Source organism: Streptomyces vinaceus (assembly GCF_008704935.1).
Classification (GTDB): Bacteria; Actinomycetota; Actinomycetes; order Streptomycetales; family Streptomycetaceae; genus Streptomyces; species Streptomyces vinaceus.
Genome location: NZ_CP023692.1, coordinates 1,910,252 through 1,935,725, shown reverse-complemented (window position 1 = coordinate 1,935,725; position 25,474 = coordinate 1,910,252). Strand labels below are relative to the sequence as shown.

Genomic DNA, 25,474 nt, shown 5'->3' with positions numbered 1-25,474 from the left:
CGCGCATGACGCGACGACTTGCTCAAGTGGCGAAGAAGGTGGGAGTCAGCGAGGCAACGGTCAGCCGGGTGCTCAACGGCAAGCCGGGCGTCTCGGAGGCCACCCGCCAGTCCGTGCTCACCGCCCTCGACGTCCTCGGCTACGAGCGGCCCACGCAGCTGCGCGGCGAGCGCGCCCGGTTGGTCGGGCTGGTGCTGCCGGAGCTGCAGAATCCGATCTTCCCCGCGTTCGCCGAGGTCATCGGCGGGGCCCTGGCCCAGCAGGGGCTGACCCCGGTGCTGTGCACGCAGACCACCGGCGGGGTCTCCGAGGCCGACTACGTCGAACTCCTCCTCCAGCAGCAGGTCTCCGGCGTCGTCTTCGCCGGCGGCCTCTTCGCGCAGGCCGACGCCCCGCACGGGCACTACCGGCTGCTGTCCGACCGCAAGGTCCCGGTGGTGCTCATCAACGCCTCCATAGAGGACCTCGGCTTTCCATGCGTGGCCTGCGACGACGCCGTCGCCGTCGAGCAGGCCTGGCGCCACCTGGCCTCGCTGGGGCACGAGCGCATCGGCCTGGTGCTGGGCCCGCCCGACCACATCCCCTCCCTGCGCAAGCTGACGGCCGCCCAGGCGGTGGCCGCGGCGGCCGGCGCCGAGCTGCCCCCGGCCCACGTGGAGCGGGCGCTGTTCTCGCTGGAGGGGGGCCACGCGGCCGCCTCCAGGCTGCTCGACCGCGGGGTCACCGGCATCATCTGCGCCAGCGACCCGCTCGCGCTGGGCGCCGTACGGGCGGCCCGCCGGCGCGGGCTCGACGTACCCCGGGAGGTCTCCGTGGTCGGCTACGACGACTCGGCGTTCATGAACTGCACCGAGCCCCCGCTGACCACCGTCCGCCAGCCCATCGAGGCCATGGGCCGCGCCGCCGTCGAGCTGCTGACCGCGCAGATCCAGGGCGCCGCCGTGCAGCCCGGGGAGCTGCTCTTCGAGCCCGAGCTGGTGGTCCGCGGCTCCACGGCGCAGGCCCCTCGCGCGTAGCCCCGTACCGGCCCCGCCCGTACGGCGAGGGGCTCCGGAACGTCCCCAGGGCGTTCCGGAGCCCCTTTTGCGTTCCGTGTCCGGCATCGCAATGTCAATCTCTTACGAAATCTGCGCGAGATATTGCGTCTATCTGTGGGGGGTGGTTGAGTGTGCCGCGCTCGCCCCCACGCCTCCTGCCCGATGCTCGAAGGGGACCACCGATGAGAACCAGCCTCCGCCGCAGCACCGCGGCCGCCCTTGCCTCCGCCCTCGCCGTCACCGCCCTCGCGGCCTGCGGTACGAGCAGCAGCGGCGACGGCAAGTCAGCGCAGCCGAGCGGCGGTTCCGCCGACGCCTCCGCACCGCTCGACCCGAAGACGAAGGTCACCCTCTCCATCGACTGCATGCCGCCCGCCGCCAAGGCGGCCGAGCTCAAGGAGTGGAAGGAGGACGTGGCGGAGTTCAACAGGACGTACCCGAACGTCACGATCGAGGGCCGCTCCACCCCCGGCCAGTGCCTGGAGCCCCCGCGCTTCACCGCGATGCTCAAGGCCAAGTCCCAGCCGGACGTGTTCTACGCGTACTTCACCGACCTCCAGCAAGTGCTCGACAACGACGGCGCCGAGGACATCTCCGCCTACGTCACACCGCGGTCGGTACCCGCGCTCGACGACATCGACAAGAACGTCGTGGGCGTCCTCAAGCGGGACGGAAAGCTCTACGGACTGCCGACCAGCAACTACACGATGGGTCTGCTGGTCAACCGCAAGCTCTTCCAGCAGGCCGGACTGAACCCCGACACCCCGCCGCGCACCTGGGAAGAGGTCCGGGCGGCCGCCAAGAAGATCGCGGCCCTCGGCAACGGAACCGCGGGCTACGGCGAATACAGCGTCGAGAACACCGGCGGCTGGCACTACACCGCCGCCATGTACGGCTTGGGTGGCGACATCGTCGGCGCCGACGGCAAGGCCGCCTTCAACAACCCCACCGGACGGCAGATCGCCGACAACCTCCACGCCATGCGCTGGGAGGACGACAGCATGGGCAAGACCCAGCTGCTCAAGTGGGGCGACCTGCAGAAGCAGATGGCCGCGGACAAGCTCGGCATGTTCCTCGCCGCGCCCGACGACATCACGTACATGGTCCAGCAGCTCGGCGCCACGTACGCGAACTTCGGCATGGGCCCGCTCCCCGGCGGCGCGGCCACCCTGGCCGGCGGCAACGGGTACATGGTCAAGAAGGGCAGCTCGCCCGACAAGATCAAGGCCGCCGTGGCCTGGCTGAACTTCAAGACCCTCGCGGTGGGCAAGGGCCAGTTCCGCTACGACCGCTCCAAGGCCGACGGCCTGCCGGTCGGCCTTCCCCAGCCCGCCTTCTTCACCGGCGCGAGCAAGGCGAAGGACGACGAGCTGAAGGCCGCGAGCGCCACCATGCCCGTCGCCAACTTCAAGGCCTTCCTGGACAACCCGGTGCCCGGCAAGGCGGAGCCGAAGAAGGCGCAGGAGGTCTACAAGGTCCTCGACAAGGTGATGTCCGGGGTCCTCACCAACAAGGACGCCGATGTCGCGCAGCTCCTGGCCGAGGCGGAGAAAGCGGTCAACCAGCTGCTGGCGAACCAGTAGGAGCGAGCGGCGATGACGGCCCCCACCACCACCCTGCCCGTCGGCCGCGCCGTGCGCGCGGCCTCCAAGGAGGAGTTCCGCCGGGCGTTCAAGCGGAACCTCACGGCCCACGGATTCCTGATCGGCGCCGTCCTCTGCTTCTCCTTCTTCTCCTGGTACCCGATGGTCCGGGAGTTCCTGCTGGCCTTCCAGAAGACGGAGGGCGGCGCCACCCGATGGGTCGGCTGGGACAACTTCCGGCACGTCTTCCAGGACCCGGGCTTCTGGCAGGCCTGGCGCAACACCCTGCTCTTCACCGGACTCGCCCTGGTCCTCGGCTTCCTGCTCCCCTTCGTGGTCGCGGTCGTCCTCAACGAGTTCCGGCACGCGCAGGGCTACCTGCGCCTGCTGGTCTACCTGCCCGTGATGATGCCGCCGGTCGCCTCGGTCCTGCTGTTCAAGTACTTCTACGACCCCGGATACGGCCTTTTCAACAGGGCCCTGGAATTCCTGCACCTGCCGGCGCAAGACTGGCTGCAATCCGGCGACACCGCCATGCTGTCCGTCGTCATCGCGTCGACCTGGATGAACATGGGCAGCGCGACCCTGATCTACCTCGCCGCCCTCCAGGGAATCCCCGGCGAGCTGTACGAGGCCGCCGAGCTCGACGGCGCCGGACTCCTGCGCAAGATCTGGCACGTCACCGTCCCGCAGACCAAGCTCATCCTCTCGCTGATGCTGCTGATGCAGATCATCGCGACGATGCAGGTGTTCACCGAACCGTTCCTGCTGACCGGCGGCGCCGGCCCCGAGGGCTCGACCACCACCGTCGTCGTCCTCATCTACCAGTACGCCTTCAGCTTCAACCAGTACGGCGGCGCCGCGGCCCTCGGCCTGTGCCTGCTCGTCCTGCTCGCCGGCTTCTCCGCCCTGTACGTCCGCCTCAGCCGCGACAACGAGAGCTGACAGGAGCCCCCGCCCATGTCGGAGCGCACCCTGATATCCCCCGCCCAGCTGGGCCGCACCCGGGGGAAGATCCTCTACTGGACCGTCCTCGCCGTGGTGGTCACCGGGTTCACCGTCGTCTTCCTCGGCCCCCTCTACTGGATGGTGGCGAACGGCCTCAAGAGCACCGAGGAGTTCGCCCGCGTCCCGCCCACCCTGGTACCGCACTCCGCGCACACCGCCAACTACACGGCCGCCTGGGAGGTGATGGACCTCGCCAGGCTGCTGTTCAACACCCTCTACTACGCCTTCGGAGCCCTCGCCTTCCAGCTCGTCCTCGACGTCGGCGCCGCCTACTCGCTGTCCAGGCTGCGTCCGGTCCTCGGCAAGGCCGTCCTCGGCATGATGCTGGCGACCCTCATGATCCCGGCCGCCGTCCTCGTCGTACCGCAGTACCTCACGGTCCTCGACGTGCCGCTCATCCAGCGCAACCTGCTCAACTCGCCCTGGGTCATCTGGCTGCCGTCCGTCACCAACGCCTTCAACATCTTCCTGCTCAAACGGTTCTTCGACTCCGTCCCGCAGGAGATCCTCGACGCCGCCTCCATCGACGGGGCGAGCGCCCTGCGCACCCTTCGCTCCGTGGTCCTGCCGATGTCCCGGCCCGTCCTCGGCGTCGTGTCGATCTTCGCGGTCGTCGGCGTCTGGAAGGACTTCCTCTGGCCGATGCTGACCCTCCCCGACCCGGCGCTGCAGACCCTCAACGTCGGCATCTACTCGCTGTCCACCGGCGTGCCCGAGAACCACCTCATCGCCGCCCTCGCCATGGCCTGCGCGCCGACGCTCCTCGTCTTCCTGGTCTTCCAGCGCAACATCATGAGCGGCCTGACGGCGGGCTCCCTCAAGGGCTGACCGGCCGCCCCCTGTGAAAGGAGCCCCCGTGGCTGACCTTCCCCTGCCCGCGGACGCCGCCGACTGGTGGCGCTCGGCCGCCATCTACCAGGTGTACGTCCGCAGCTTCGCCGACGGGGACGGGGACGGCACCGGCGATCTCGCGGGCGTCCGGGCCCGCCTCCCCTACCTCGCGGAACTGGGCGTGGACGCCCTCTGGTTCACCCCCTGGTACCTCTCCCCGCTCGCCGACGGCGGCTACGACGTCGCCGACTACCGCACCATCGACCCCGCCTTCGGCACCCTCGCCGAGGCCGAGAGGCTCATCGCCGAGGCCCGCGCGCTGGGGGTGCGGACCATCGTCGACATCGTCCCCAACCACGTCTCCGACCAGCACGCCTGGTTCCGGGCCGCCCTCGCGGCCGGCCCCGGCAGCCCCGAACGCGAGCTCTTCCACTTCCGGCCCGGCCGCGGCGAGAGGGGCGAACTGCCCCCGGGGGACTGGCCCTCGCAGTTCAACGGCGCCGCGACCTGGACCCGCGTACCGGACGGGGAGTGGTACCTGCACCTGTTCACCCCGCAGCAACCCGACCTCAACTGGGACCATCCGGCCGTGCGCCGCGAGCACGAGGACGTGCTGCGCTTCTGGTTCGAGCGCGGCGTGGCCGGCGTACGGATCGACTCCGCGGCCCTGCTCGCCAAGGATCCCGCCCTGCCCGACCTGGCGGGCCGCCCGCCCGAGCCCTGGCCCTCCGGCACCGGCGAGGCCCACCCGTACATCGACCGCGACGACCTGCACGCCATCTACCGTTCCTGGCGCGCGATCGCCGACTCGTACGGCGCCGTCTTCGTCGGCGAGGTCTGGCTGCCGGACTCCGAGCGCTTCGCCCGCTACCTGCGCCCCGAAGAGTTGCACACCGCCTTCAACTTCTCCTTCCTCAGCTGCCCCTGGGACGCCGGGCGGCTGCGCACCTCCATCGAGGAGACCCTCGCCGAACACGCCCCGGTCGGCGCCCCGGCGACCTGGGTGCTCTGCAACCACGACGTGACCCGCACCGTCACCCGGTACGGGCGCGCCGACACCCGCTTCGACTTCGCCGCCAAGGCCTTCGGCACCCCCACCGACTTGGCCCTCGGCACCCGGCGGGCGCGCGCCGCGGCCCTGCTGACGCTCGCCCTGCCCGGCTCCGTGTACGTCTACCAGGGGGAGGAACTGGGCCTTCCGGAAGCGGACGTACCGATCGACCGGATCCAGGACCCCATGCACTTCCGCTCCGGTGGCACCGACCCGGGGCGCGACGGGTGCCGGGTGCCGCTGCCGTGGACCGCGGAGCCCTGGCACGACCCATGGCTCCCGCAGCCCGAGGGCTGGGGCGGGTACGCCGCGGACCGCCAGGCCGGCGACCCGGACTCGATGCTCACCCTCTACCGCACGGCCCTCGCCCTGCGCCGCGCGGCCGGCGGCTTCGGGGGCGGCTCGCTCGCGTGGCTGCCCGCGCCGCCCGGGGTGCTGGCCTTCGCCCGCCCGGACGGGCTGGTCTGCGTGGTCAACCTCTCCGGCGCGCCGGCCTCGCTGCCCGCGCACACGAGCCTCCTGCTGAGCAGTTCGGCCCTGGACGCGGCCGGACTGCTCCCGCAGGACACGGCGGTCTGGCTGCGGACCTGACCCGCGGCCGGACCGCCGCCACGCGCCGCGGGGGAGGGGTCACGGCATCGGCTGGGGCGGGCGGGGCCCCTGGTACTGGCCGCTCGGCCGCATCCGCAGCGGCCGCTCCTGGTACTCCTCCAGCGCGTGCGCCATCCAGCCCGCGGTCCGGGACACGGCGAACACCGTCTCCCCGGCCTCGGCGGGCATCCCGCAGGACACCGTCAGCACCGCCAGCGCCAGGTCCACATTCGCGTGCAGCCCGCCCCGCCGGGCCGACGCCGTCGCGACGACCTCCCGGGCGGCCGCCAGCGCGGGACCGGCCTGGGGCACACCCTCCAGCCGGGCGAACAGCGCCGTGGCCCGCGGGTCCTCGCCCTCGTACAGCCGGTGCCCTAGCCCCGGGACCCGCCGTCCCGCCCGCAGGTGGTCCGCGACCACGGGTGCGGCGCCCCCCTGCTCCAGCGCCTCCACGAGCATCCGGTGCGCCAGCCGTCCGGCCGCGCCGTGCAGCGGTCCTTCGAGTACGCCGAGGCCGGCCGAGACCGCCGCGTACGGATGGGCCCGCGCGGACGCGGCCACCCGTACGGCCAGGGTGGAGGCGGCCAGATCGTGGTCGATGAGCAGGGTGAGGGCCAGGTCCAGCACCGCCAGCGCGTCCGGGTCCGGCTCGTGCGCCGTCAGCCGGCTCCACAGCTGCCGGGCCAGCCGTCCGTCCCCGCGCCAGCCGGCCGGGCCCACCTCCGGCAGCGCGCCGACCAGCGTCGGGATCAGGCAGCGGGCGGAGCCCAGTACGGCCTCGGCGGACAGGTCGAAGCGCAGCGGATCGGCCACCGCGGCGGCCGCCGTCGCCACCCGCAGCCGGTCGATCGGACCGCTGTGCTCGGGCAGCGCGGCCACCGCGCGCCGGGCGGCGGCCAGCGCCTGCGGGGGAGCCGTGAACCGTGCGCCGCGCGGCAGCGTCCCGGTCCAGAGCCACTCGGCCACTTCCTCGTAGCGGTAGCGGGAGGCCAGCTCGACGGCGTCCACGCCCCGGAAGTAGTACCGGTCGGGCTCGATGAGCGTGAGCGAAGTGCGTACGGAGAGCTCCGCGCCGGGGGGCGCCGCCGCCTCGCGCCGGCTGCGCAGGGCCAGGGCCTCCACCTCGCGCGCGTCGAAGCTGCTGCCGCGGCCGACCGGATCGCGGCGGCTGGTGAGCTGGCCGCGGCTGACGTACGCGTACACCGTCGCGGGTTTCACCCCCAGCAGTTCCGCCGCCTCCCGGGTGCTGATCCGGCGCTCGCCGTCCGCCTGGTCGTTCATGACGCCCACCCTACATATATTGATTCAATCAACGTTGACAAGGATTCAATCCATGATGGATGGTCGATCCATGAACACCACCGTCGATGTGCCCCGCGGTCTCGCGGGAGTCGTGGTCACCGAGACCGAACTCGGTGACGTCCGAGGCCGCGAGGGCTTCTACCACTACCGTCAGTACTCGGCCGTCGAGCTCGCCACGAGCCGCACCTTCGAGGACGTGTGGCACCTGATGTTCCGCGGCGCCCTCCCGGCCGACGCCGCCGAGCGGGCCGCCTTCGCCGCCGAGACCGCCACGCTGCGCCGGCTGCCCGACGCCGTGCGGGGCGCGCTGCCCGCCCTCGCCCGGGCGACCGCCCTCTCCGGCCCGCTCGCCGGGCTGCGAACCGCGCTCTCCCTGCTCGGCGCCTCCGCCGGATTCCGCCCCGTGTACGACATCGACCCCGGGCGCCGGGCCGCCGACGCGCTGGCCGCCTGCGCCGCCGTACCGACCCTGCTCACGGCGCTGCACCGGCTGGGCCAAGGGCTGGAGCCGGTGGAGCCGCGCGCGGACCTCCCGTACGCCGCCAACTACCTGTACATGCTGACCGGTCAGGAGCCCGACCCCGTCAAGGCGCGGGCCGTCGAGCAGTATCTGATCGCGACGATCGACCACGGCTTCAACGCCTCGACCTTCACCGCGCGCGTGATCGCCTCCACCGGGGCGGACGTCGCCGCCGCCCTCACCGGGGCGATCGGCGCGCTGTCCGGCCCCCTGCACGGCGGCGCGCCCAGCCGGGCCCTGGACACCCTGGACGCCATCGGCACGGCGGACCGCATCGAGCCGTGGATCCGCGAGCGCGTGCTCGCCGGGGACCGGATCATGGGCTTCGGGCATCCCGTGTACCGCACCGAGGACCCGCGTTCGCGCATGCTGCGGGAGATCGCCCTCGGGTTCGGCGGCCCGCTCGTGGACTTCGCCGTGGAGGTGGAGTGCCGCGTCGAACAGATCCTCGCCGAACTCAAGCCGGGACGGGAGCTGCACACCAACGTGGAGTTCTACGCCGGCGTGGTCATGGAGCTGTGCGGGCTGCCGCGCGAGATGTTCACCCCGACCTTCTGCGCGGCCCGCGTGGTCGGCTGGAGTGCGAACATCCTCGAACAGGCCGCCGATTCGAAGATCATCCGTCCGGCCGCCCGGTACGTGGGCCCGAACCCGCCCGAGCCGGTTCCGGCGCTCGGCTGACTACGATCGGCGGTGTGAACAGCAGTCAGCCCGCGCAGCAGTCGGCCCGGCCACCCGCCCAGCCGCCCGGCCAGCCGATTCCCGTCATCGTGCTCTCCGGATTCCTGGGATCCGGCAAGACGACGCTGCTCAACCACCTCCTCGCCAACCGGGGCGGCACCCGCATCGGCGTCGTCGTCAACGACTTCGGCTCGATCGAGATCGACGCGATGGCCGTCGCGGGCCAGGTCGGCGACTCGATGGTCTCGCTCGGCGGCGGCTGCCTGTGCTGCGCGGTCGACGGCAGCGAGCTGGACGCGTACCTGGAGAAGCTCTGCGCGCCCGTCCACCGGATCGACGTGATCGTCATCGAGGCGAGCGGGCTGGCCGAGCCCCAGGAGATGATCCGGATGCTGGTGGCCGCCGAGAACCCGGCGATCCGGTACGGCGGGCTGGTCCAGGTCGTGGACGCGGCGGAGTTCGACGCGACCCGGGCCAAGCACCCCGAGACCGACCGCCACCTCTCCGTCGCGGACCTGGTGGTCCTCAACAAGACCGACCGGGTGGAGCCCGCCGGCCTCACCCGGATCGGGGCCGAGCTGGCCGCGCTCTGCCCCGGCACGCCGGTGGTGGCCGCCGACCACGGCCGGATCGACCCGGAGCTGCTCTTCGACCGGCGGCCGTGGACCGAGACGCAGGGCCAGCTGTCCTTCGAGGACCTGATCTCACAGGCCCGGGACGCCGACGGCGCCGGTCACCAGGACCACACCGGACACGCCCACACCGTCTACGAGAGCACGGAGTTCGTCTCCGAGCAGGCCCTGAACCCGCGCCGCTTCATCGACTTCCTCGACCGCCGCCCGGCCGGGCTGTACCGGATCAAGGGCTACGTCCACTTCGGCGTCCCCGGCCACGAGGAGCGCTACGAGGTCCACGCCGTCGGACGCTTCCTCCGCTTCGTGCCGGGCCCCTGGGGCCGGGGCGAGCCGCGCCGCAGCCAACTGGTCCTGATCGGCTCGGGTACGGACGGGCCGGCCCTGCTCGGGGAACTGGAGGCCTGTCGCGAGCCGGCCCCGCAGCACGCACCGCCGGAGAGCATGTGGGGCGTCCTGCGCTACGTCGACCGGCCGCCGCAGCCGGAGGCCGGGCAGGAGCCCGAACCGGAGCCGGACCCCTGCGCACCCGGTCCGTACGGCGATCCGTACGGCGATCCGGGCTCCGACTGATCAGGCGACCTCGACCCCGTACTCGCCCAGCAGGTCCTCCAGACCGCCTCGGTACCCCTTGCCGCCGATCACGAAGTCCCAGTCGCCGTTGGAGCGGTGCCGGAACGAGCCGAGGACCAGTGCGGTCTCCCCGGCGCGCCCGTCCGAGACCTCCAGCCGGCCGAGTTCCTCGCCGCCGGCGGACAGCAGCCGGATGTGGGCGTCGGTGAACCCGGCGAGGTCGGCGTGCGGATCGACGTCCGGGTTGATCGCCGCGACGAGGACCAGCCGGTCGGCGGCCTCGGGCAGGGCGTCGAAGGAGACCTCCAGCGCCGCCTTGTCCGGCTCCGCGTGCGCGCGGGCCCGGACCGAACCGTCGGGGGTCCGCGGGTTGTTGTAGAAGACGAAGTGTTCCTCGCTCAGCACCCGGTTCCCCGTGCAGACGAGGGCGCACACGTCCAGCGCGACCGATCCCGACCAGGACATGCCGAGCACGTTGTGGTCCGCCGAAGGAGCGGCGGGCCCGGACCCGGATCCGGACCCGGGTTCGGGCCCGCGCTGCGCCGGAGCGCCGCCGCCGAGCCGTCCGCGCAGCCCGTACTGGTGCAGGAGCTCGACGAGGTCCGCCCCGGGAACCAACTCCAGCGGCTTGCCGTTGGCAAAGGTGTACGACCCGGGCCCGAAGGACGCGGTGGTGACGAGCACCCCCTTGTTCGCCCCCTTGTCCTGGACCGTGCCGTACAGATCACGCACGGCCGTCGGCGGCACCGTGTTCCGGTAGCGCTTGACCTGCACCACGATCCGCCCGCCCCGGATCGGGGCCGGGTCCAGCGCCTCCACGTCCACACCGCCGTCGCCGGACCGCTGCGTGGTCACCGCCTCCATGCCCATCGCCCGGAACAGCTCGGCGACCAGGTTCTCGAAGGCGATCGGATCCATCGCGAAGAGGTCCGGCTCGTCCTCGTCCGACCCGCCGCCCTGCCCGCCGTGGCTGACCACCCCGCCGCCGACCTCGTCGGGCCGGCGCCCGGGGCGCACCGCCGTCAGCTGGTCGGGACGCCCCGACAACTGCCCGCCCAGCCCCGACACGAGACAGTCCACGGCGCTGACCTGCTCCAGGCGCAGCCCCGCGAAAGCGCTGCGCTCCGCCGGCACCGTGGAGAGGAAGAACCGCGCCTCCCGCCCCGTCGCCGGATCGTGGCAGTCCACGAACCCGTTGACCACGACCGAGTCCAGCACGCCGAACTCGTCCGCCGCGTACAGCTCGCGCACGACCAGCAGCATGGACTGCGCCAGCAGGTCCCGGTAGAGGGCCCGGCGCTCCGTCACCCGGCGGGGCTTGACCTTGTCCTGGTCCGTGCTCGGCAGGTACTGCACCGCACTGGCCTCCGGCACCACCGCGTACCCGGGGAGTTCCCAGTCCAGCACCAGCTGGCGCGCCGCCGGGTCGTACGCGGCCGCCACCTGCCTGGGCAGCGCCTCGGGCCACGCCGTGGAGGCGTACAGGGCGGCCGAGAAGTACTCCACCGCCGCCTCGGCATCCCCCGTGCGCAGAGCGGCGGCCAGTTCGGTGAGCCCGCTGTTGTGCGCCCGTACGCCGGCGAGCTGTTCGGCGGCCCACCGGTCGTACTGCTGCCGGTACGCGGCCAGTTGCTGCTGTCGCTGCGCCTCCGCGGCGCTCGCGGCCTGCCACGCCTCGGTGTACCGGGCGTGCGCTTCCCGCTCCGCCTGCGCCCGGTGGCCGGATCCGAGCGTCCAGCCGCTGCTCTGCTGCTGGAACTGGTCGAGGCGCGGCATGGGCACCGGGTGCGCCAGGGCGCCGGGGTTGAAGGGCTCCAGCTGCTCGGGCCGGGCCAGGGCGGAGATCCGGAACGCCGGCGTCCGGCAGCCCGCGACCAACAGTCCCCTGAGGGCGTCCACCTCGGCGTCGATCTGCGCGGTCCGCCGCAGGGCCTCGGCCTCGCGGTACTGGCGGTGACTGCGGTTCGCGTCCCGCTCCTGGGTCCGCTGCCGGTCCCGTTCGTACGCCAGCAGCCGGCGCTCCGCCTCCCGCTGCTGGATCACCTGCGTCTGCTGCTGCCGGCGCTGGGCCTCGGCCCAGTCCCCGATCAATCCGCCCGGCCGACGACTCATCAGCTCTGTACTCCCCCCACCAACACCCAGAGGGAAAACACTAGTCGGCATTCGGGTGGTACGTCCCCCCGGTCGCACCACCCGAATGCCGCCGTACGTCCTACAGCGCGCCTCCCGCCAGAGCGGCGACGACCGCGGGCAGCGCGGCCCCCGAACCGTCCCGGCGCGGGTCCACGGCCGGCAGCTGCGCCGGGCTGCCGTTCGCCGCGGCCGCACGCACCGGCGCGTTTCCGGCCCAGGCCAGGACCAGCAGGTCCTCGCCCTTCAGGAACCGCTGGCAGCGCACCCCGCCGGTGGCCCGGCCCTTGCGCGGGTACTGGTCGAACGGGGTGAGCTTGCCGGACAGCAGCGAGTCGTCCAGCGTCCCCTGCGAACCCGCCACGGTGAACACCAGGGCGTCGCGCGCCGGGTCCACCGCCGAGAAGTGGATCACCTTGGCGTTCTCGGAGAGCTTGATGCCCGCCATACCGCCCGCCGGGCGGCCCTGCGGGCGCACCTGGCTCGCCGGATAGCGCAGCAGCTGGGCGTCGTCGGTGAGGAAGACCAGGTCCTCCTCGCCCGTGCGCAGTTCGACCGCGCCGACGATCCGGTCGCCCTCCTTGAGGGTGATGACCTCCAGCTCCTCCTTGTTCGCCGGGTAGTCCGGCACGACCCGCTTGACCACGCCCTGCTCGGTGCCGAGCGCCAGCCCCTGGGAGGACTCGTCCAGCGAGGTCAGGCAGATCACCTTCTCGTCCGCCTCCAGCCCCGAGAGGAACTCCGAGACCGGGGCGCCGCCCGCCAGGTTCGGCGCGGCGTGGGTGTCCGGCAGCTGCGGCAGGTCGATCACCGAGAGCCGCAGCAGCCGCCCGTACGAGGTGACCACGCCGACGTCGGCCCGGGCGGTCGCCGCCACCTGGGAGACGATCAGGTCGTGCTTCGCGCGGGCGCCGCCCTCTTCCTCCGGGAGCGGGTCGCCGCCCGCGGTGCGCGCCAGCAGGCCCGTCGAGGACAGCAGGACCCGGCACGGGTCGTCCGCGACCTCCAGCGGGACCGCGGCGACCGAGGTGCCCGCCGACTCCAGCAGGACCGTACGGCGCTCGGTGCCGAACTTCTTCGCCACCGCGGCCAGTTCCGCGGAGACCAGCTTGCGCAGCTCCGTGTCGGACTCCAGGATCCCGGTCAGCTCGTCGATCTCGCCGGTCAGCCGGTCGCGCTCGGACTCCAGCTCGATCCGGTCGAAGCGGGTGAGCCGGCGCAGCGGGGTGTCCAGGATGTACCGGGTCTGGATCTCGCTCAGCGAGAAGCGCTCGATCAGCCGCTCCATCGCCTGCGCCGAGTTGTCGCTGTCCCGGATGATCCGGATGACCTCGTCGATGTCGAGCAGGGCCACCAGCAGGCCCTCGACCAGGTGCAGCCGGTCCCGGCGCTTGGTGCGGCGGAACTCGCTGCGCCGCCGCACGACCTCGAAGCGGTGGTCGAGGTAGACCTCCAGCAGCTCCTTGAGGCCCAGCGTCAGCGGCTGGCCGTCGACCAGCGCGACGTTGTTGATGCCGAAGGACTCCTCCATCGGCGTCAGCTTGTACAGCTGCTCCAGGACGGCCTCCGGGTGGAAGCCGTTCTTGATCTCGATGACCAGGCGCAGACCGTGCGAGCGGTCGGTGAGGTCCTTCACGTCCGCGATGCCCTGGAGCTTCTTGGAGCCGACCAGGTCCTTGATCTTCGCGATGACCTTCTCGGGGCCGACCGTGAAGGGCAGTTCCGTGACGACCAGGCCCTTGCGGCGCGCCGTCACGTTCTCCACGGCCACCGTGGCGCGGATCTTGAACGTGCCGCGGCCGTTCTCGTAGGCGTCCTTGATCCCCGAGAGGCCCACGATCCGGCCGCCCGTGGGCAGGTCCGGACCCGGCACGAAGCGCATCAGCGCCTCCAGGTCGGCCTGCGGGTAGCGGATCAGGTGGCGGGCGGCCGCGATGACCTCGCCCAGGTTGTGCGGGGGCATGTTGGTGGCCATGCCGACCGCGATCCCGGACGCGCCGTTGACCAGCAGGTTGGGATAGGCCGCGGGCAGCGCGACCGGCTCCTGCTCCTGGCCGTCGTAGTTGGCGGTGAAGTCGACGGTGTCCTCGTCGATCGACTCCGTCATCAGTGACGTGGCGTCCGCCATCTTGCACTCGGTGTAACGCATGGCGGCCGGCGGGTCGTCGTTGCCGAGCGAACCGAAGTTGCCGTGGCCGTCCACCAGCGGCAGCCGCATGGAGAACGGCTGGGCCATGCGCACGAGGGCGTCGTAGATCGACGCGTCACCGTGCGGGTGGAGCTTGCCCATGACCTCGCCGACGACGCGGGCGCACTTCACATAGCCGCGGTCGGGGCGCAGGCCCATCTCGTTCATCTGGTAGACGATGCGCCGGTGCACCGGCTTCATGCCGTCCCGGGCGTCGGGCAGGGCACGGGAGTAGATCACCGAGTACGCGTACTCGAGGAAGGAGCCCTGCATTTCGTCGACGACGTCGATGTCGAGGATCTTCTCCTCGAAATCCTCCGGCGGCGGGGTCTTCGTGCTGCGGCGGGCCATCGCTGCGCGGCTCCTTAACCAAGATGGGTGTGCTGGGGGGTCTGACGCGGACCATTGTGGCCCTAGGCACCGACAACCCGGACTCCGACCCCAGGGGGGACCCGGGAACTTCTCCGGCGGCCGACGCGCTTGCATACAGTGGCAGGTCTGACGGAAAACTCTGCATCGCGATCGAAGGGACCACATGCCCATGGGTCACACGGCCACAGCCCAGGCCGGCTCCGGCGGCCTGACAGCGACCGAGCACCGGCTGGCCAACGGCCTGCGCGTGGTGCTCTCCGAGGACCACCTGACCCCGGTCGCCGCGGTCTGCCTCTGGTACGACGTCGGCTCGCGCCACGAAGTCAAGGGGCGGACCGGCCTGGCTCACCTCTTCGAGCACCTGATGTTCCAGGGCTCGGCGAGCGTACCCGGCAACGGGCACTTCGAGCTGGTCCAGGGGGCCGGCGGTTCGCTCAACGGCACGACCAGCTTCGAGCGCACCAACTACTTCGAGACCATGCCGGCCCACCAGCTGGAGCTCGCGCTCTGGCTGGAAGCCGACCGGATGGGCTCCCTGCTGACCGCCCTGGACGACGAGTCCATGGAGAACCAGCGCGACGTCGTCAAGAACGAGCGCCGCCAGCGCTACGACAACGTTCCGTACGGCACGGCCTTCGAGAAGCTGACCGCCCTCGCCTACCCCGAGGGCCACCCGTACCACCACACGCCGATCGGCTCCATGGCGGACCTGGACGCGGCCTCCCTGGAGGACGCCCGCGCCTTCTTCCGTACGTACTACGCGCCCAACAACGCGGTGCTGTCGGTCGTCGGGGACATCGACCCCGCGCAGACGCTCGCCTGGGTCGAGAAGTACTTCGGCACCATCCCCGGGCACGACGGCAAGCAGCCGCCGCGCGACGGCACGCTGCCCGAGATCATGGGCCGCCAGCTGCGCGAGGAGGTCGTCGAGGAGGTCCCGGCCCGCGCCCTGATGGCCGCCTACCGGCTCCCGCACGACGGCACCCGCGAGTGCGACGCCGCCGACGTGGCGCTGACCGTACTGGGCGGCGGCGAGTCCTCCCGGCTCCACAACCGCCTGGTACGCCGCGACCAGAGCGCGGTCGCGGCCGGCTTCGGCATGCTGCGGCTCGCCGGCGCGCCCTCGCTGGGCTGGCTGGACGTGAAGACCTCCAGCGGCGTCGAGGTGCCCGCCATCGAGGCGGCCGTCGACGAGGAGCTCGCGCGGTTCGCCGCCGAGGGCCCCACGGCCGAGGAGATGGAGCGCGCCCAGGCGCAGCTGGAGCGCGAGTGGCTGGACCGGCTGAGCACGGTGGCCGGGCGCGCCGACGAACTGTGCCGCTACGCGGTGCTGTTCGGCGACCCGCAGCTGGCGCTGACCGCCGTACAGCGCGTCCTCGACATCACCGCCGAGGAGGTGCAGGCCGTGGCCGCGGCCCGACTGCGCCCCGACAACCGCGCGGTGCTGGTGTACGAGCCGCTGCCGGCAGAAGCCGGCGAGAACGCTGAGAGCGACGAGAACGAAGGGGCGGAGCAGTGAGCGACACCGCAGCCGTCACGATGACCTTCCACCCGCAGCCCCAGGCCGGCCGGCCCCGGCCGTGGGCCTTCCCGGCCCCCGAGCGCGGCGCGCTGCCCAACGGCCTGACCGTGCTGCGCTGCCACCGGCCCGGCCAGCAGGTCGTCGCCGTCGAGGTCAACCTCGCCGCCCCGCTGGACGCCGAGCCCGAGGGCCTGGACGGCGTGGCGACCATCATGGCCCGCGCCCTGTCCGAGGGCACCGACAAGCACTCCGCCGAGGAGTTCGCGGCCGAGCTGGAGCGCTGCGGCGCCACGCTCGACGCGCACGCCGACCACCCGGGCCTGCGGGTCTCCCTGGAGGTCCCGGCCTCCCGCCTGCACAAGGCGCTGGGCCTGGTCGCCGAGGCGCTGCGCGCGCCGGCCTTCGCCGACAGCGAGGTCGACCGGCTGGTGCGCAACCGGCTCGACGAGATCCCGCACGAGCTGGCCAACCCGCAGCGCCGGGCCGCCAAGGAGCTCTCCCGGCAGCTCTTCCCGCCGGCCCTGCGGATGTCCCGGCCCCGCCAGGGCACCGAGGAGACGGTCGCCCGGATCGACTCCGCGGCCGTACGCGCCTTCTACGAGGCCCACGTACGCCCCGCCACCGCCACCGCGGTGGTCGTCGGCGACCTGACCGGCATCGACCTGGACGCCGTCCTGGGGGACACCCTGGGCGCCTGGACCGGCGATTCCGCCGAGCCGCTCCCGGTCCCGCCGGTCACCGCCGACGACACCGGGCGCGTGGTCATCGTGGACCGGCCCGGCGCGGTCCAGACGCAGCTGCTCATCGGCCGCATCGGTCCGGACCGGCACGACCGGGTCTGGGCGGCGCAGGTGCTCGGCACGTACTGCCTGGGCGGCACCCTCACCTCGCGCCTGGACAAGGTGCTGCGCGAGGAGAAGGGGTACACGTACGGCGTGCGCGCCTTCGGTCAGGTGCTGCGCTCCACGGCCGACGGCAAGGGCGCCTCGATGCTCGCCATCAGCGGCTCGGTGGACACCCCGAACACCGGCCCGGCGCTCGACGACCTCTGGAAGGTGCTGCGCACCCTCGCGGAGGGCGGCCTGACCGACGCCGAACGGGACGTGGCGGTGCAGAACTTGGTGGGCGTGGCCCCGCTGAAGTTCGAGACGGCCGCGGCCGTCGCGGGCACGCTCGCCGACCAGGTCGAGCAGGAGCTTCCGGACGACTACCAGGCCCGGTTGTACGCGCAGCTGGCCCAAACGGGCACGGTGGAGGCGACTTCGGCCGTCCTGGCCGCCTTCCCGCTGGACCGCCTGGTCACGGTCCTGGTGGGCGACGCCGCGCAGATCGAGGAGCCGGTGCGGGCGCTCGGCATCGGTGAGGTCACCGTCGTCACCAACTGACGCGCATCTCAAGGGGCTCCGGCGGCTTGTCCGTCGGGGCCCCTTTTGTCTGTTTCGTGGAGAGGTTGCTCGTATGGGGTGTGGCGTATGCAACAAAAACGCGTGTCTGTTTGGCGATTGACTGATGATCCGCCTAGCGTCGGCCGTGCTGTCCGTCAGTTGTACCCGCCGCATCCGCGGCACCGGGCAGCGATCGCCGAGTCCCCGTCAGGCGCGAGCCTGGGGAGCCGGGGACCCACATGCGTCCCTGGGGTGAATCGGACCGCCTCGCCAGAGGGGGTCCGTAGGAGACCTTCCTGCTCCGAACCCGTCAGCTAACCCGGTAGGCGAGAAGGAAGGAAAGGATCAGCCCCTTCATGGCGTTTGGCAGTCGTGCCGCCGGTAAGCACCGTGGTTCCAGTCGTCTGAGCCGCAAGACCGCCGGTTACGCCGGCATAGCCGCCCTCGCCACCACCGGTGTCGTCGGCTCCCTCGCAGGCCCGGCGTTCGCCGCGTCGGACCAGGCCCCCTCCATGGAGGACACCGGCCTGAACGCCGTCGTGACCGCCGAGGACCTCCAGGGCCAGATCGAGGCGCAGGCCGACGCCCAGGGGCACGCGGCCGAGGCCGCGGCGCTCAAGGCGAAGGCGGAGGCCGAGGCGAAGGCCCGCGCCGCCGAGGCGAAGCAGAAGGCCGAGGAGCGGGCGAAGGCGGAGCGCGAGGCCGCCGAGCGCGCCGCCCGCGAGGAGGAGCGCAAGCGCCTCAACACCTTCGTCGCCCCCGTCGAGGGGTCCTACGTCAGCACCCAGTGGCACGCGGGCGGCGGCATGTGGTCCTCCGGCAGCCACACCGGCATCGACTTCCACGCCGCCTCCGGCACCACGGTGCACGCGGTCGGCGTCGGCACCGTGGTCGAGGCGGGCTGGGGCGGCGCGTACGGCAACAACGTCGTCATCAAGCACGCGGACGGCACGTACACGCAGTACGGCCACATGTCCTCGCTGAGCGTCTCCGTCGGCGACCAGGTCACCGCCGGCCAGCAGATCGGCCTGTCGGGCTCCACCGGCAACTCCAGCGGCCCGCACCTGCACTTCGAGGCCCGTACCGGCGCCCAGTACGGCTCGGACATCGACCCGGTCGCGTACCTGCGCAGCCACGGCGTCGACGTCTGATCCGCGCCACCCGCACCCCGCTCTTCCCCGAAGGCCCCGGCTCCCCGAGCCGGGGCCTTCGTGCTGGCCGTAAACATCTCCTCTTTCCGTCCGCGCTCGGAATTTATCGCCCGGTGCAATAGAGTCCCCGTAAGGCGGTCGGCAGTCGGAAATAGGCGGAGGTCCGGACTTGCGTATTCCTGCGCACGCGGTATGCACGGCAATCCGCGAAGACATCGTCTCGGGGGTCTTCGAACCAGGCTCCCGGCTGACCGAGGAACTGCTGGCCCGCCGGTACGGGGTCTCCCGCGTCCCCGTCCGCGAGGCGCTGCGGACCCTGGAGTCCGAGGGCTTCGTCACCACCCGGCGGCACGCGGGCGCCTGCGTCGCCGAGCCCACCGAGCAGGAGGCTGCCGATCTCCTGGAGCTGCGGCTGCTGCTGGAGCCGCTGGCGGCCGCGCGCGCGGCCCGGCGGCGCACCGACGGTCACCTCAGGGTGCTGCGCGGGCTGGTCAGGCTGGGCCAGGAACGGGCCAGGCGGGGCCAGGGCGAGGACCTGCGGTCCCTGGGCGGCTGGTTCCACGAGACCCTCGCCCAGGCCTCCGGCAGCCCCGGGCTGATCGCGCTGCTCACGCAGATGCGGCACAAGGTCGCCTGGATGTACGCCGTGGAGGCCCCGGCCCGGCCCGTGGACTCCTGGGCGGAGCACGGGGCGATCGTGGACGCGGTCGCGCGCGGGGACGCCGAACGGGCCCGCGCGCTGACGGCGATGCACGCGGACCGCGCGGCCGGGGCGCACCGGCTGCGGGTGAGGATTTCGCAACATGCCGTAAACACGGCGAGCGGTCCGCATTAACAAAAGGCGGGTATCAAAGAGTCGGGTATCAGAAAGCGGGGCCCGCGACCGAAATGGCGCCGCATTTGTTTCTCGCCCTGAACTCTTGAGTTCTTGCGCTCCTGCGCTCCTGTGCTCCAGTGCCTCTGCGATGAATTCCGGAATGCGGCGGGGCGGGCGCGGAACGCAGAAGCCGCGGCCACCGAATATCGGCGGTGGCCGCGGCTTGTGCGTGTGCCGGGTTGAACCCGAAGGGTCAGACGGTCTCGGGGAGCTCGTCGAGGCCCTCGGCGACCAGCTTCGCGAGGCGGTCCAGCGCCGCCTCGGCGCCCTCGGCGTCGGACGCGAGGACGATCTCCTCGCCGCCCTGCGCGCCGAGGCCCAGCACCGCGAGCATGGACGCGGCGTTGACGGGGTTCCCGTCGGCCTTCGCGATGGTCACCGGGACGCCGGAAGCGGTCGTCGCGCGGACGAAGATCGAGGCGGGACGAGCGTGCAGGCCCTCGGCCCAGCCGACGTTGACGCGGCGCTCTGCCATGGTGATGCCCTTCAGGTTCTTACGGTTGTCTAGACCAGTCTCTCACGACGCCCCTCATGCTCCGACCGACCTTCGGCCCGGATTCCACCGCCGTTCGACCTACCCCAGCTTGCACTGGTTTGCCCCTGCTCGCCTCGTGCGCCGCGCAGGAGCTATCCGGCCAGTCCTGGCCTTAAGATCGCCGCATGACCACCGCGTCGGACCCCTCGTACCCGGCCCACTGGGAAGCGGACGTCGTCCTGCGCGACGGCGGCACCGCCAGGATCAGGCCGATCACCACGGAGGACGCGGGCCGGCTGGTCAGCTTCTACGAGCAGGTCTCCGACGAGTCGAAGTACTACCGCTTCTTCGCGCCCTACCCGCGGCTCTCCGCCCGCGACGTGCACCGCTTCACCCACCACGACTACGTGGACCGGGTCGGCCTCGCGGCGACCATCGGCGAGGAGTTCATCGGCACCGTCCGCTACGACCGGATCGGCCCCGACGGCCGGCCCGCGTCCGCCCCCGCCGACGAGGCGGAGGTCGCCTTCCTCGTCCAGGACGCCCACCAGGGCCGCGGGGTCGCCTCCGCGCTCCTCGAACACATCGGCGCGGTCGCCCGCGAGCGGGGCATCCGCCGCTTCGCGGCCGAGGTGCTGCCCGCCAACAACAAGATGATCAAGGTGTTCAAGGACGCCGGGTACGAGCAGAAGCGCAGCTTCGAGGACGGCTCCGTCCACCTGACGCTCGACCTCGAACCCACCGCGGAGTCCCTGGCCGTCCAGCGCGCCCGCGAGCAGCGCGCCGAGGCCCGCTCCGTACAGCGGCTGCTGACCCCCCGCTCCGTGGCCGTCATCGGAGTCAGCCGCTCCGGCGCGGGCGTGGGCGCGGCGGCCCTGCGCAACCTGCGCGACAGCGGCTTCCGCGGCCACCTCTACGCCGTGAACGAGGCCGCCACCACCGATCTGCTGGACGGAGTACGGGCCTACCGCGCGCTCGGCGCCGTCGAGGCCCCGGTCGACCTCGCGGTGATCGCGGTCCCCGCCGAGCGCGTCCCCGAGGCCGTGGCCGCCTGCGGCGAGCACGGGGTGCAGGGGCTCGTCGTACTGTCCGCCGGGTACGGGGAGAGCGGCGCCGCCGGGCTCGACCGGCAGCGCGAACTGGTGCGCCAGGTGCGCTCGTACGGGATGCGGCTGATCGGGCCGAACGCCTACGGCGTCATCAACACCGCCCCCGAGGTCGGGCTCAACGCCTCCCTGACCCCGGCGCCCGCCCCGAACCGCGGCCGCATCGGGCTGTTCACCCAGTCCGGGGCGATCGGCATCTCGCTCCTCTCCGCGCTGCTGCGGCGGGGCGAGGGTCTGTCGTCCTTCGTCTCGGCGGGCAACCGGGCGGACGTCTCCGGGAACGACATCCTCCAGTACTGGTACGAGGACGAGGCCACAGACGTCGCGCTCATGTACCTCGAAACCCTGGGCAACCCGCGGAAGTTCACCCGGCTCGCGCGGCGCACGGCTGCCGTGAAGCCGGTGGTCGTCGCGCGGGGCGGCCGCCACACCCCGGCGGGCCACGTGGTCCCCGGGACCAGACTGCCGGAGGCCACCGTCTCCGCACTGCTGCGCCAGGCCGGGGTGATCCGGGTCGGCACGGTGACGGAGCTGGTGGACGTCGGGCTGCTGCTGGCCTCGCAGCCGCTGCCGGCCGGGCCGCGCGTGGCGATCCTCGGGAACTCCGAGTCGCTCGGGGTCCTCTCGTACGACGCCTGCCTCGCGCAGGGGCTGCGGCCCGGAGCCCCGCAGGACCTGACGACCGGGGCGACGCCGGCGGACTTCCGGACGGCACTGGGCGCGGCACTGGGCTCGGCCGAGAACGACGCGGTGATCGTCACCGTGATCCCGTGGGTGAACGAGCAGGAGCCGCAGGACGACCTGGCGGACGCCCTGCGCGACGCGGTCGCCGCGCACCCCGGCAAGCCGGTCGCGGTGGTCCACGTGGAACTGGCCGAACTCGTCGACGCCCTGTCCCCGGCGGGGGCGCTGGCCCCGCGCACGCGCCCCGCCGACGAGGACGAGGGCGGGTACGCCAGACCGGACGTACGGATTCCGGCGTACCCGGCCGCCGAGCGCGCCGTACGCGCGGTCGCCGAGGCCGTCCGGTACGGGCAGTGGCGCCGGGCCGCCGCGGACGCCGGACAGGTCCCCGAGTACGAGGACGTCGACGAGGCCGGGGCCGCCGCCCGGCTCGCCGCCCTCCTCGCCGACGTCGGCGAGGGCGTCGTCACCCTCACCGAGCCCGACGCCGCCGCGCTCCTCGCCCACTACGGGATCCGGGTGCTCCCCACCGTGGCCGCGCCCACCGCGGACGCCGCCGTCCGGGCCGCCCGCAGCCTGGGCTACCCCGTCGCCCTCAAGACCACCGCCCCGCACCTGCGCCACCGCGCGGACCTCGGCGGCGTACGCCTCGACCTCGGTGGCGAGGCCGACCTGCGCCGCTCGTACGAGGAGCTGACCGACCTCCTCGGCACCCCCGACGAGCTGCTCCCCGTGGTCCAGGCCATGGTGCCGCGGGGGGTCGACACCGTCGTGCGCTCCGTGATCGACCCCGCCGCCGGAGCCGTCCTCTCCTTCGGGCTCGCCGGCGTCGCCTCCGAGCTGCTCGGCGACACCGCCCACCGGCTCGTCCCCGCCACCGACCGGGACGCCGCCGGGCTGATCCGGTCCATCAGGGCCGCGCCCCTCCTCTTCGGCTGGCGCGGCAGCGACCCCGTCGACACCCCCGCCCTCGAAGAGCTCCTGCTGCGGCTGTCCCGGCTCGTCGACGACCACCCCGAAGTGGTGGGCGTCACGCTCGAACCCGTCGTCGTGGCCACCGAGGGCCTCTCCGTACTCAGCGCCTCCGTCCGCGTGGCCCACCCCCCGGCCCGCACCGACATGGGTCCCCGGACGCTCCCGAGCTACTGACCGGCCCCGCAACCTCGGGAAGACGGGTCCGCGGGCGCCCGGGGTGCCCCGTACGGGCCTTAGGATGGACCCCATGGCGAAATCCGGTACGACGACCCAGGGGCTGCGCACGGCGATCGAGCGCAGCGGCTACTACCCGGCCCTCGTGGCCGAGGCCGTGGAGGCCGCGGTGGGCGGCGAGCCGATCTCGTCGTACCTGGTCCACCAGGAGACGACCTTCGACTCCAACGAGGTGCGCCGGCACGTCACGGTGCTGGTCCTGACCGGCAACCGCTTCATCGTGAGCCACACCGACGAGCAGGCCGCCGACGCCGGCTCCCCGTCCCCCTACGCGACCACCTCCACCGAGTCCGTCAAGATCGGCGCGATCTCCTCCGTGGTACTCAGCCGCGTCGTCGCCAACCCCGAGTCGTACACCCCGGGCACGCTGCCCCGCGAGGTCGTCCTGACCATCGGCTGGGGCGCGGTCTCCCGGATCGACCTGGAGCCCGCCGCCTGCGGCGACCCCAACTGCGACTCCGACCACGGCTACACCGGCAACTCGACCGCCGACGACCTCAGCCTGCGCGTCAGCGAGGCCGGCGACGGCCCGGAGGCGGTCCGCCAGACCCTCGTCTTCGCGCAGGCGCTCAGTGAGGCAACCGCGGCGACATCCGGTCCCGCCCGCTGATGTCCTACTCCGCACCGTCGAACTGGGACGAGCCGGAGCTGCTGGACCTCACCGGCGCCCCCGTCCCCGAGTACGGCACCGGCTCGCTCGCCGATCTGCTGCCGACGCTCGTGGCGGGCCAGGGCGTTCCCGGGTTCACCGCCGCGATCCCCGAGCTCGCCCCGGCCGACCGGAACTGCGTGTTCCTGGTCGACGGCATGGGCTGGGAGCAGATCAAGGCCCACCCGGACGAGGCCCCGTACCTGACCTCCCTGCTCGGCACCTCGCGCGGCGGCACCGGCCGCCCGATCACCGCGGGCTTCCCGGCGACCACCGCCACCTCGCTGGCCTCCGTGGGCACGGGCCTGCCGCCCGCCCGGCACGGCCTGCCCGGCTACGCCGTGCGCAACCCGGCCACCGGCGAGCTGATGAACCAGCTCCGCTGGCACCCGTGGACCCCGCCGAAGCCCTGGCAGCCGTACCCGACCGTCTTCCAGCAGGCCGACAAGGCGGGGGTGGCCACGGCGCAGGTCTCCTCGCCCGCCTTCCAGACCACCCCGCTCACCAAGATCGCGCTGAGCGGCGGCACCTTCCTCGGCCGGATGACCGGCGAGGAGCGGATGGACCTGGCGGCCGAGAGGCTCGCCGCGGGCGACCGCTCGCTGGTGTACACGTACTACAGCGAGCTCGACGGGGCCGGCCACCGGCACGGCGTGAACTCCGACGCCTGGCGCGGTCAGCTGATGTACGTCGACCGCCTCGTGCAGCGGCTCGCCGAGCAACTCCCGCCGCGCACGGCGCTGTACGTGACCGCCGACCACGGCATGGTGGACATCCCCTTCGACGAGGACTCCCGGATCGACTACGACGAGGACTGGGAGCTGGGCGCGGGCGTGGCCCTGCTCGGCGGCGAGGGCCGGGCCCGGCACGTGTACGCAGTCCCCGGCGCGGAGGCCGACGTCCTGACCGTGTGGCGCGAGGTGCTGGGCGACCGGTTCTGGATCGCGGGCCGCGAAGAGGCCCTGGAGCTGGGCTGGTTCGGGCCGCCGGGGGAGTGCGACGAGCGCGTCCTCGGCCGGATCGGCGACGTGGTCGCCGCCGCGCACGCCGATGCGGCGATCACCGCGTCCGTGAACGAGCCCAACGAATCGGCGCTCACCGGGATGCACGGCTCGATGACCGCGGCCGAGCAGCTGGTCCCGCTGCTCGAAATCCGCACCTGACACGACCGACCCGCCCCCGTACGCCCTCCCGCTGACCACGACTCGAAAGGCCCCGTCCCCTCCATGCCCGAATTGGTGTTTTTCTCCGGCACGATGGACTGCGGGAAGAGTACGTTGGCGCTCCAGATCGCCCACAACCGCTCGGCGCGCGGGCTCCAGGGCGTGATCTTCACCCGCGACGACCGCGCGGGCGAGGGCAAGCTCTCCTCCCGCCTCGGTCTGGTGACGGAGGCGGTGGAGGCGCCGGAGGGCATGGACCTGTACGCCTACCTGGTCGCGGAGCTCTCGAAGGGCGGCAAGGCGGACTACGTGATCGTGGACGAGGCGCAGTTCCTCGCCCCCGACCAGATCGACCAGCTCGCGCGCGTCGTCGACGACCTGGACCTGGACGTCTTCGCCTTCGGGATCACCACGGACTTCCGCACCAAGCTCTTCCCCGGCTCGCAGCGCCTGATCGAGCTGGCGGACCGGATCGAGACCCTCCAGGTGGAGGCGATGTGCTGGTGCGGCGCCCGCGCCACCCACAACGCCCGTACGGTGGGCGGCGAAATGGTGGTGGAAGGCGCCCAAGTGGTGGTCGGCGACGTGAACCGCCCGGCGGAGGAGATCGGCTACGAGGTCCTGTGCCGCCGCCACCACCGCCGCCGCATGACGAGCGGCTCGGTCCACCCCGGCGCGCTCTCGCCGGACGTCCTGCCGGTGGCCTCCGACTGACGGAGCTCCACCTTCCACGCCAAGCCACACGCCCCTGCGG

The 25,474-nt window shown here is 72.5% G+C and carries 19 protein-coding genes and 1 riboswitch; of the genes, 15 read left to right on the top strand and 4 right to left on the bottom strand.

Annotated features, from left to right (window positions below):
- Positions 1-5 precede the first annotated feature (5 nt).
- The 5 genes from CP980_RS08420 (at position 6) to CP980_RS08400 (ending at position 6,101) form a co-directional block, all read left to right on the top strand.
- The gene (locus CP980_RS08420) at positions 6-1,016 is read left to right on the top strand and encodes a LacI family DNA-binding transcriptional regulator (RefSeq protein WP_099889116.1); all 1,011 of its coding nucleotides are present in this window, start codon (positions 6-8) and stop codon (positions 1,014-1,016) included.
- 203 nt (positions 1,017-1,219) lie between these two features.
- On the top strand, positions 1,220-2,620 hold the full coding sequence (locus CP980_RS08415; protein WP_150527886.1) for an ABC transporter substrate-binding protein: 1,401 nt from the start codon (positions 1,220-1,222) through the stop codon (positions 2,618-2,620).
- A 12-nt stretch (positions 2,621-2,632) separates the two neighbouring features.
- Positions 2,633-3,565: a carbohydrate ABC transporter permease gene (locus CP980_RS08410; protein ID WP_132759197.1), complete on the top strand. Its 933-nt coding sequence runs from the start codon at positions 2,633-2,635 to the stop codon at positions 3,563-3,565.
- A 15-nt stretch (positions 3,566-3,580) separates the two neighbouring features.
- On the top strand, positions 3,581-4,456 hold the full coding sequence (locus CP980_RS08405; protein ID WP_150527885.1) for a carbohydrate ABC transporter permease: 876 nt from the start codon (positions 3,581-3,583) through the stop codon (positions 4,454-4,456).
- Positions 4,457-4,484: 28 nt separating this feature from the next.
- Positions 4,485-6,101: a glycoside hydrolase family 13 protein gene (locus tag CP980_RS08400; RefSeq protein WP_167535809.1), complete on the top strand. Its 1,617-nt coding sequence runs from the start codon at positions 4,485-4,487 to the stop codon at positions 6,099-6,101.
- Positions 6,102-6,140: 39 nt separating this feature from the next.
- Here CP980_RS08400 and CP980_RS08395 read toward each other — a convergent pair whose 3' ends face one another.
- Positions 6,141-7,382 carry a citrate synthase gene (locus CP980_RS08395; RefSeq protein ID WP_150527884.1) on the bottom strand — a complete coding sequence of 414 codons (1,242 nt, stop codon included), beginning with the start codon at positions 7,380-7,382 and terminating at the stop codon, positions 6,141-6,143.
- 55 nt (positions 7,383-7,437) lie between these two features.
- Between CP980_RS08395 and CP980_RS08390 the strand changes: the two genes are divergently transcribed.
- On the top strand, positions 7,438-8,604 hold the full coding sequence (locus CP980_RS08390) for a citrate synthase/methylcitrate synthase (RefSeq protein ID WP_150530170.1): 1,167 nt from the start codon (positions 7,438-7,440) through the stop codon (positions 8,602-8,604).
- Between the two features lie 14 nt (positions 8,605-8,618).
- Positions 8,619-9,809 carry a CobW family GTP-binding protein gene (locus tag CP980_RS08385; protein ID WP_167535808.1) on the top strand — a complete coding sequence of 397 codons (1,191 nt, stop codon included), beginning with the start codon at positions 8,619-8,621 and terminating at the stop codon, positions 9,807-9,809.
- On the opposite strand, the gene CP980_RS08380 is transcribed toward CP980_RS08385, so the two are convergent.
- A complete protein-coding gene (locus tag CP980_RS08380) occupies positions 9,810-11,921 on the bottom strand; it encodes a restriction endonuclease (protein ID WP_189998947.1) in 2,112 nt (703 codons plus the stop codon).
- A 100-nt stretch (positions 11,922-12,021) separates the two neighbouring features.
- On the bottom strand, positions 12,022-14,478 hold the full coding sequence (locus CP980_RS08375; protein ID WP_132759193.1) for a DNA gyrase/topoisomerase IV subunit A: 2,457 nt from the start codon (positions 14,476-14,478) through the stop codon (positions 12,022-12,024).
- A gap of 190 nt (positions 14,479-14,668) precedes the next feature.
- Between CP980_RS08375 and CP980_RS08370 the strand changes: the two genes are divergently transcribed.
- The 4 genes from CP980_RS08370 to CP980_RS08355 all read left to right on the top strand — a co-directional run bounded on the left by CP980_RS08370 (position 14,669) and on the right by CP980_RS08355 (position 19,392).
- Positions 14,669-16,018, top strand: coding sequence for a M16 family metallopeptidase (locus tag CP980_RS08370; RefSeq protein ID WP_150527883.1), 1,350 nt, complete (start codon positions 14,669-14,671; stop codon positions 16,016-16,018).
- A gap of 20 nt (positions 16,019-16,038) precedes the next feature.
- On the top strand, positions 16,039-17,406 hold the full coding sequence (locus CP980_RS08365; protein WP_132759279.1) for a M16 family metallopeptidase: 1,368 nt from the start codon (positions 16,039-16,041) through the stop codon (positions 17,404-17,406).
- A gap of 184 nt (positions 17,407-17,590) precedes the next feature.
- Positions 17,591-17,749, top strand: a riboswitch (cyclic di-AMP (ydaO/yuaA leader).
- Between the two features lie 13 nt (positions 17,750-17,762).
- Positions 17,763-18,557 (top strand): M23 family metallopeptidase, encoded by a 795-nt coding sequence (locus CP980_RS08360; RefSeq protein ID WP_132759191.1) that lies wholly within the window; start codon positions 17,763-17,765, stop codon positions 18,555-18,557.
- Positions 18,558-18,726: 169 nt separating this feature from the next.
- The gene (locus CP980_RS08355) at positions 18,727-19,392 is read left to right on the top strand and encodes a GntR family transcriptional regulator (protein WP_132759190.1); all 666 of its coding nucleotides are present in this window, start codon (positions 18,727-18,729) and stop codon (positions 19,390-19,392) included.
- A gap of 235 nt (positions 19,393-19,627) precedes the next feature.
- On the opposite strand, the gene CP980_RS08350 is transcribed toward CP980_RS08355, so the two are convergent.
- Complete coding sequence (locus CP980_RS08350; RefSeq protein WP_030859537.1) at positions 19,628-19,909, bottom strand: HPr family phosphocarrier protein; 282 nt, start codon at positions 19,907-19,909, stop codon at positions 19,628-19,630.
- Positions 19,910-20,094: 185 nt separating this feature from the next.
- Here CP980_RS08350 and CP980_RS08345 point away from each other — a divergent pair, with 185 nt between their 5' ends.
- From CP980_RS08345 to CP980_RS08330, 4 genes are all read left to right on the top strand, one after another.
- Positions 20,095-22,848 carry a bifunctional acetate--CoA ligase family protein/GNAT family N-acetyltransferase gene (locus CP980_RS08345; protein ID WP_150527882.1) on the top strand — a complete coding sequence of 918 codons (2,754 nt, stop codon included), beginning with the start codon at positions 20,095-20,097 and terminating at the stop codon, positions 22,846-22,848.
- Between the two features lie 64 nt (positions 22,849-22,912).
- On the top strand, positions 22,913-23,518 hold the full coding sequence (locus tag CP980_RS08340; protein WP_180290974.1) for a DUF5998 family protein: 606 nt from the start codon (positions 22,913-22,915) through the stop codon (positions 23,516-23,518).
- Positions 23,518-24,720: an alkaline phosphatase family protein gene (locus CP980_RS08335; protein ID WP_150527881.1), complete on the top strand. Its 1,203-nt coding sequence runs from the start codon at positions 23,518-23,520 to the stop codon at positions 24,718-24,720. Before CP980_RS08340 ends, CP980_RS08335 begins: the two co-directional genes overlap by 1 nt.
- A 63-nt stretch (positions 24,721-24,783) precedes the next feature.
- Complete coding sequence (locus tag CP980_RS08330) at positions 24,784-25,434, top strand: thymidine kinase (protein ID WP_150527880.1); 651 nt, start codon at positions 24,784-24,786, stop codon at positions 25,432-25,434.
- Positions 25,435-25,474: the final 40 nt, after the last annotated feature.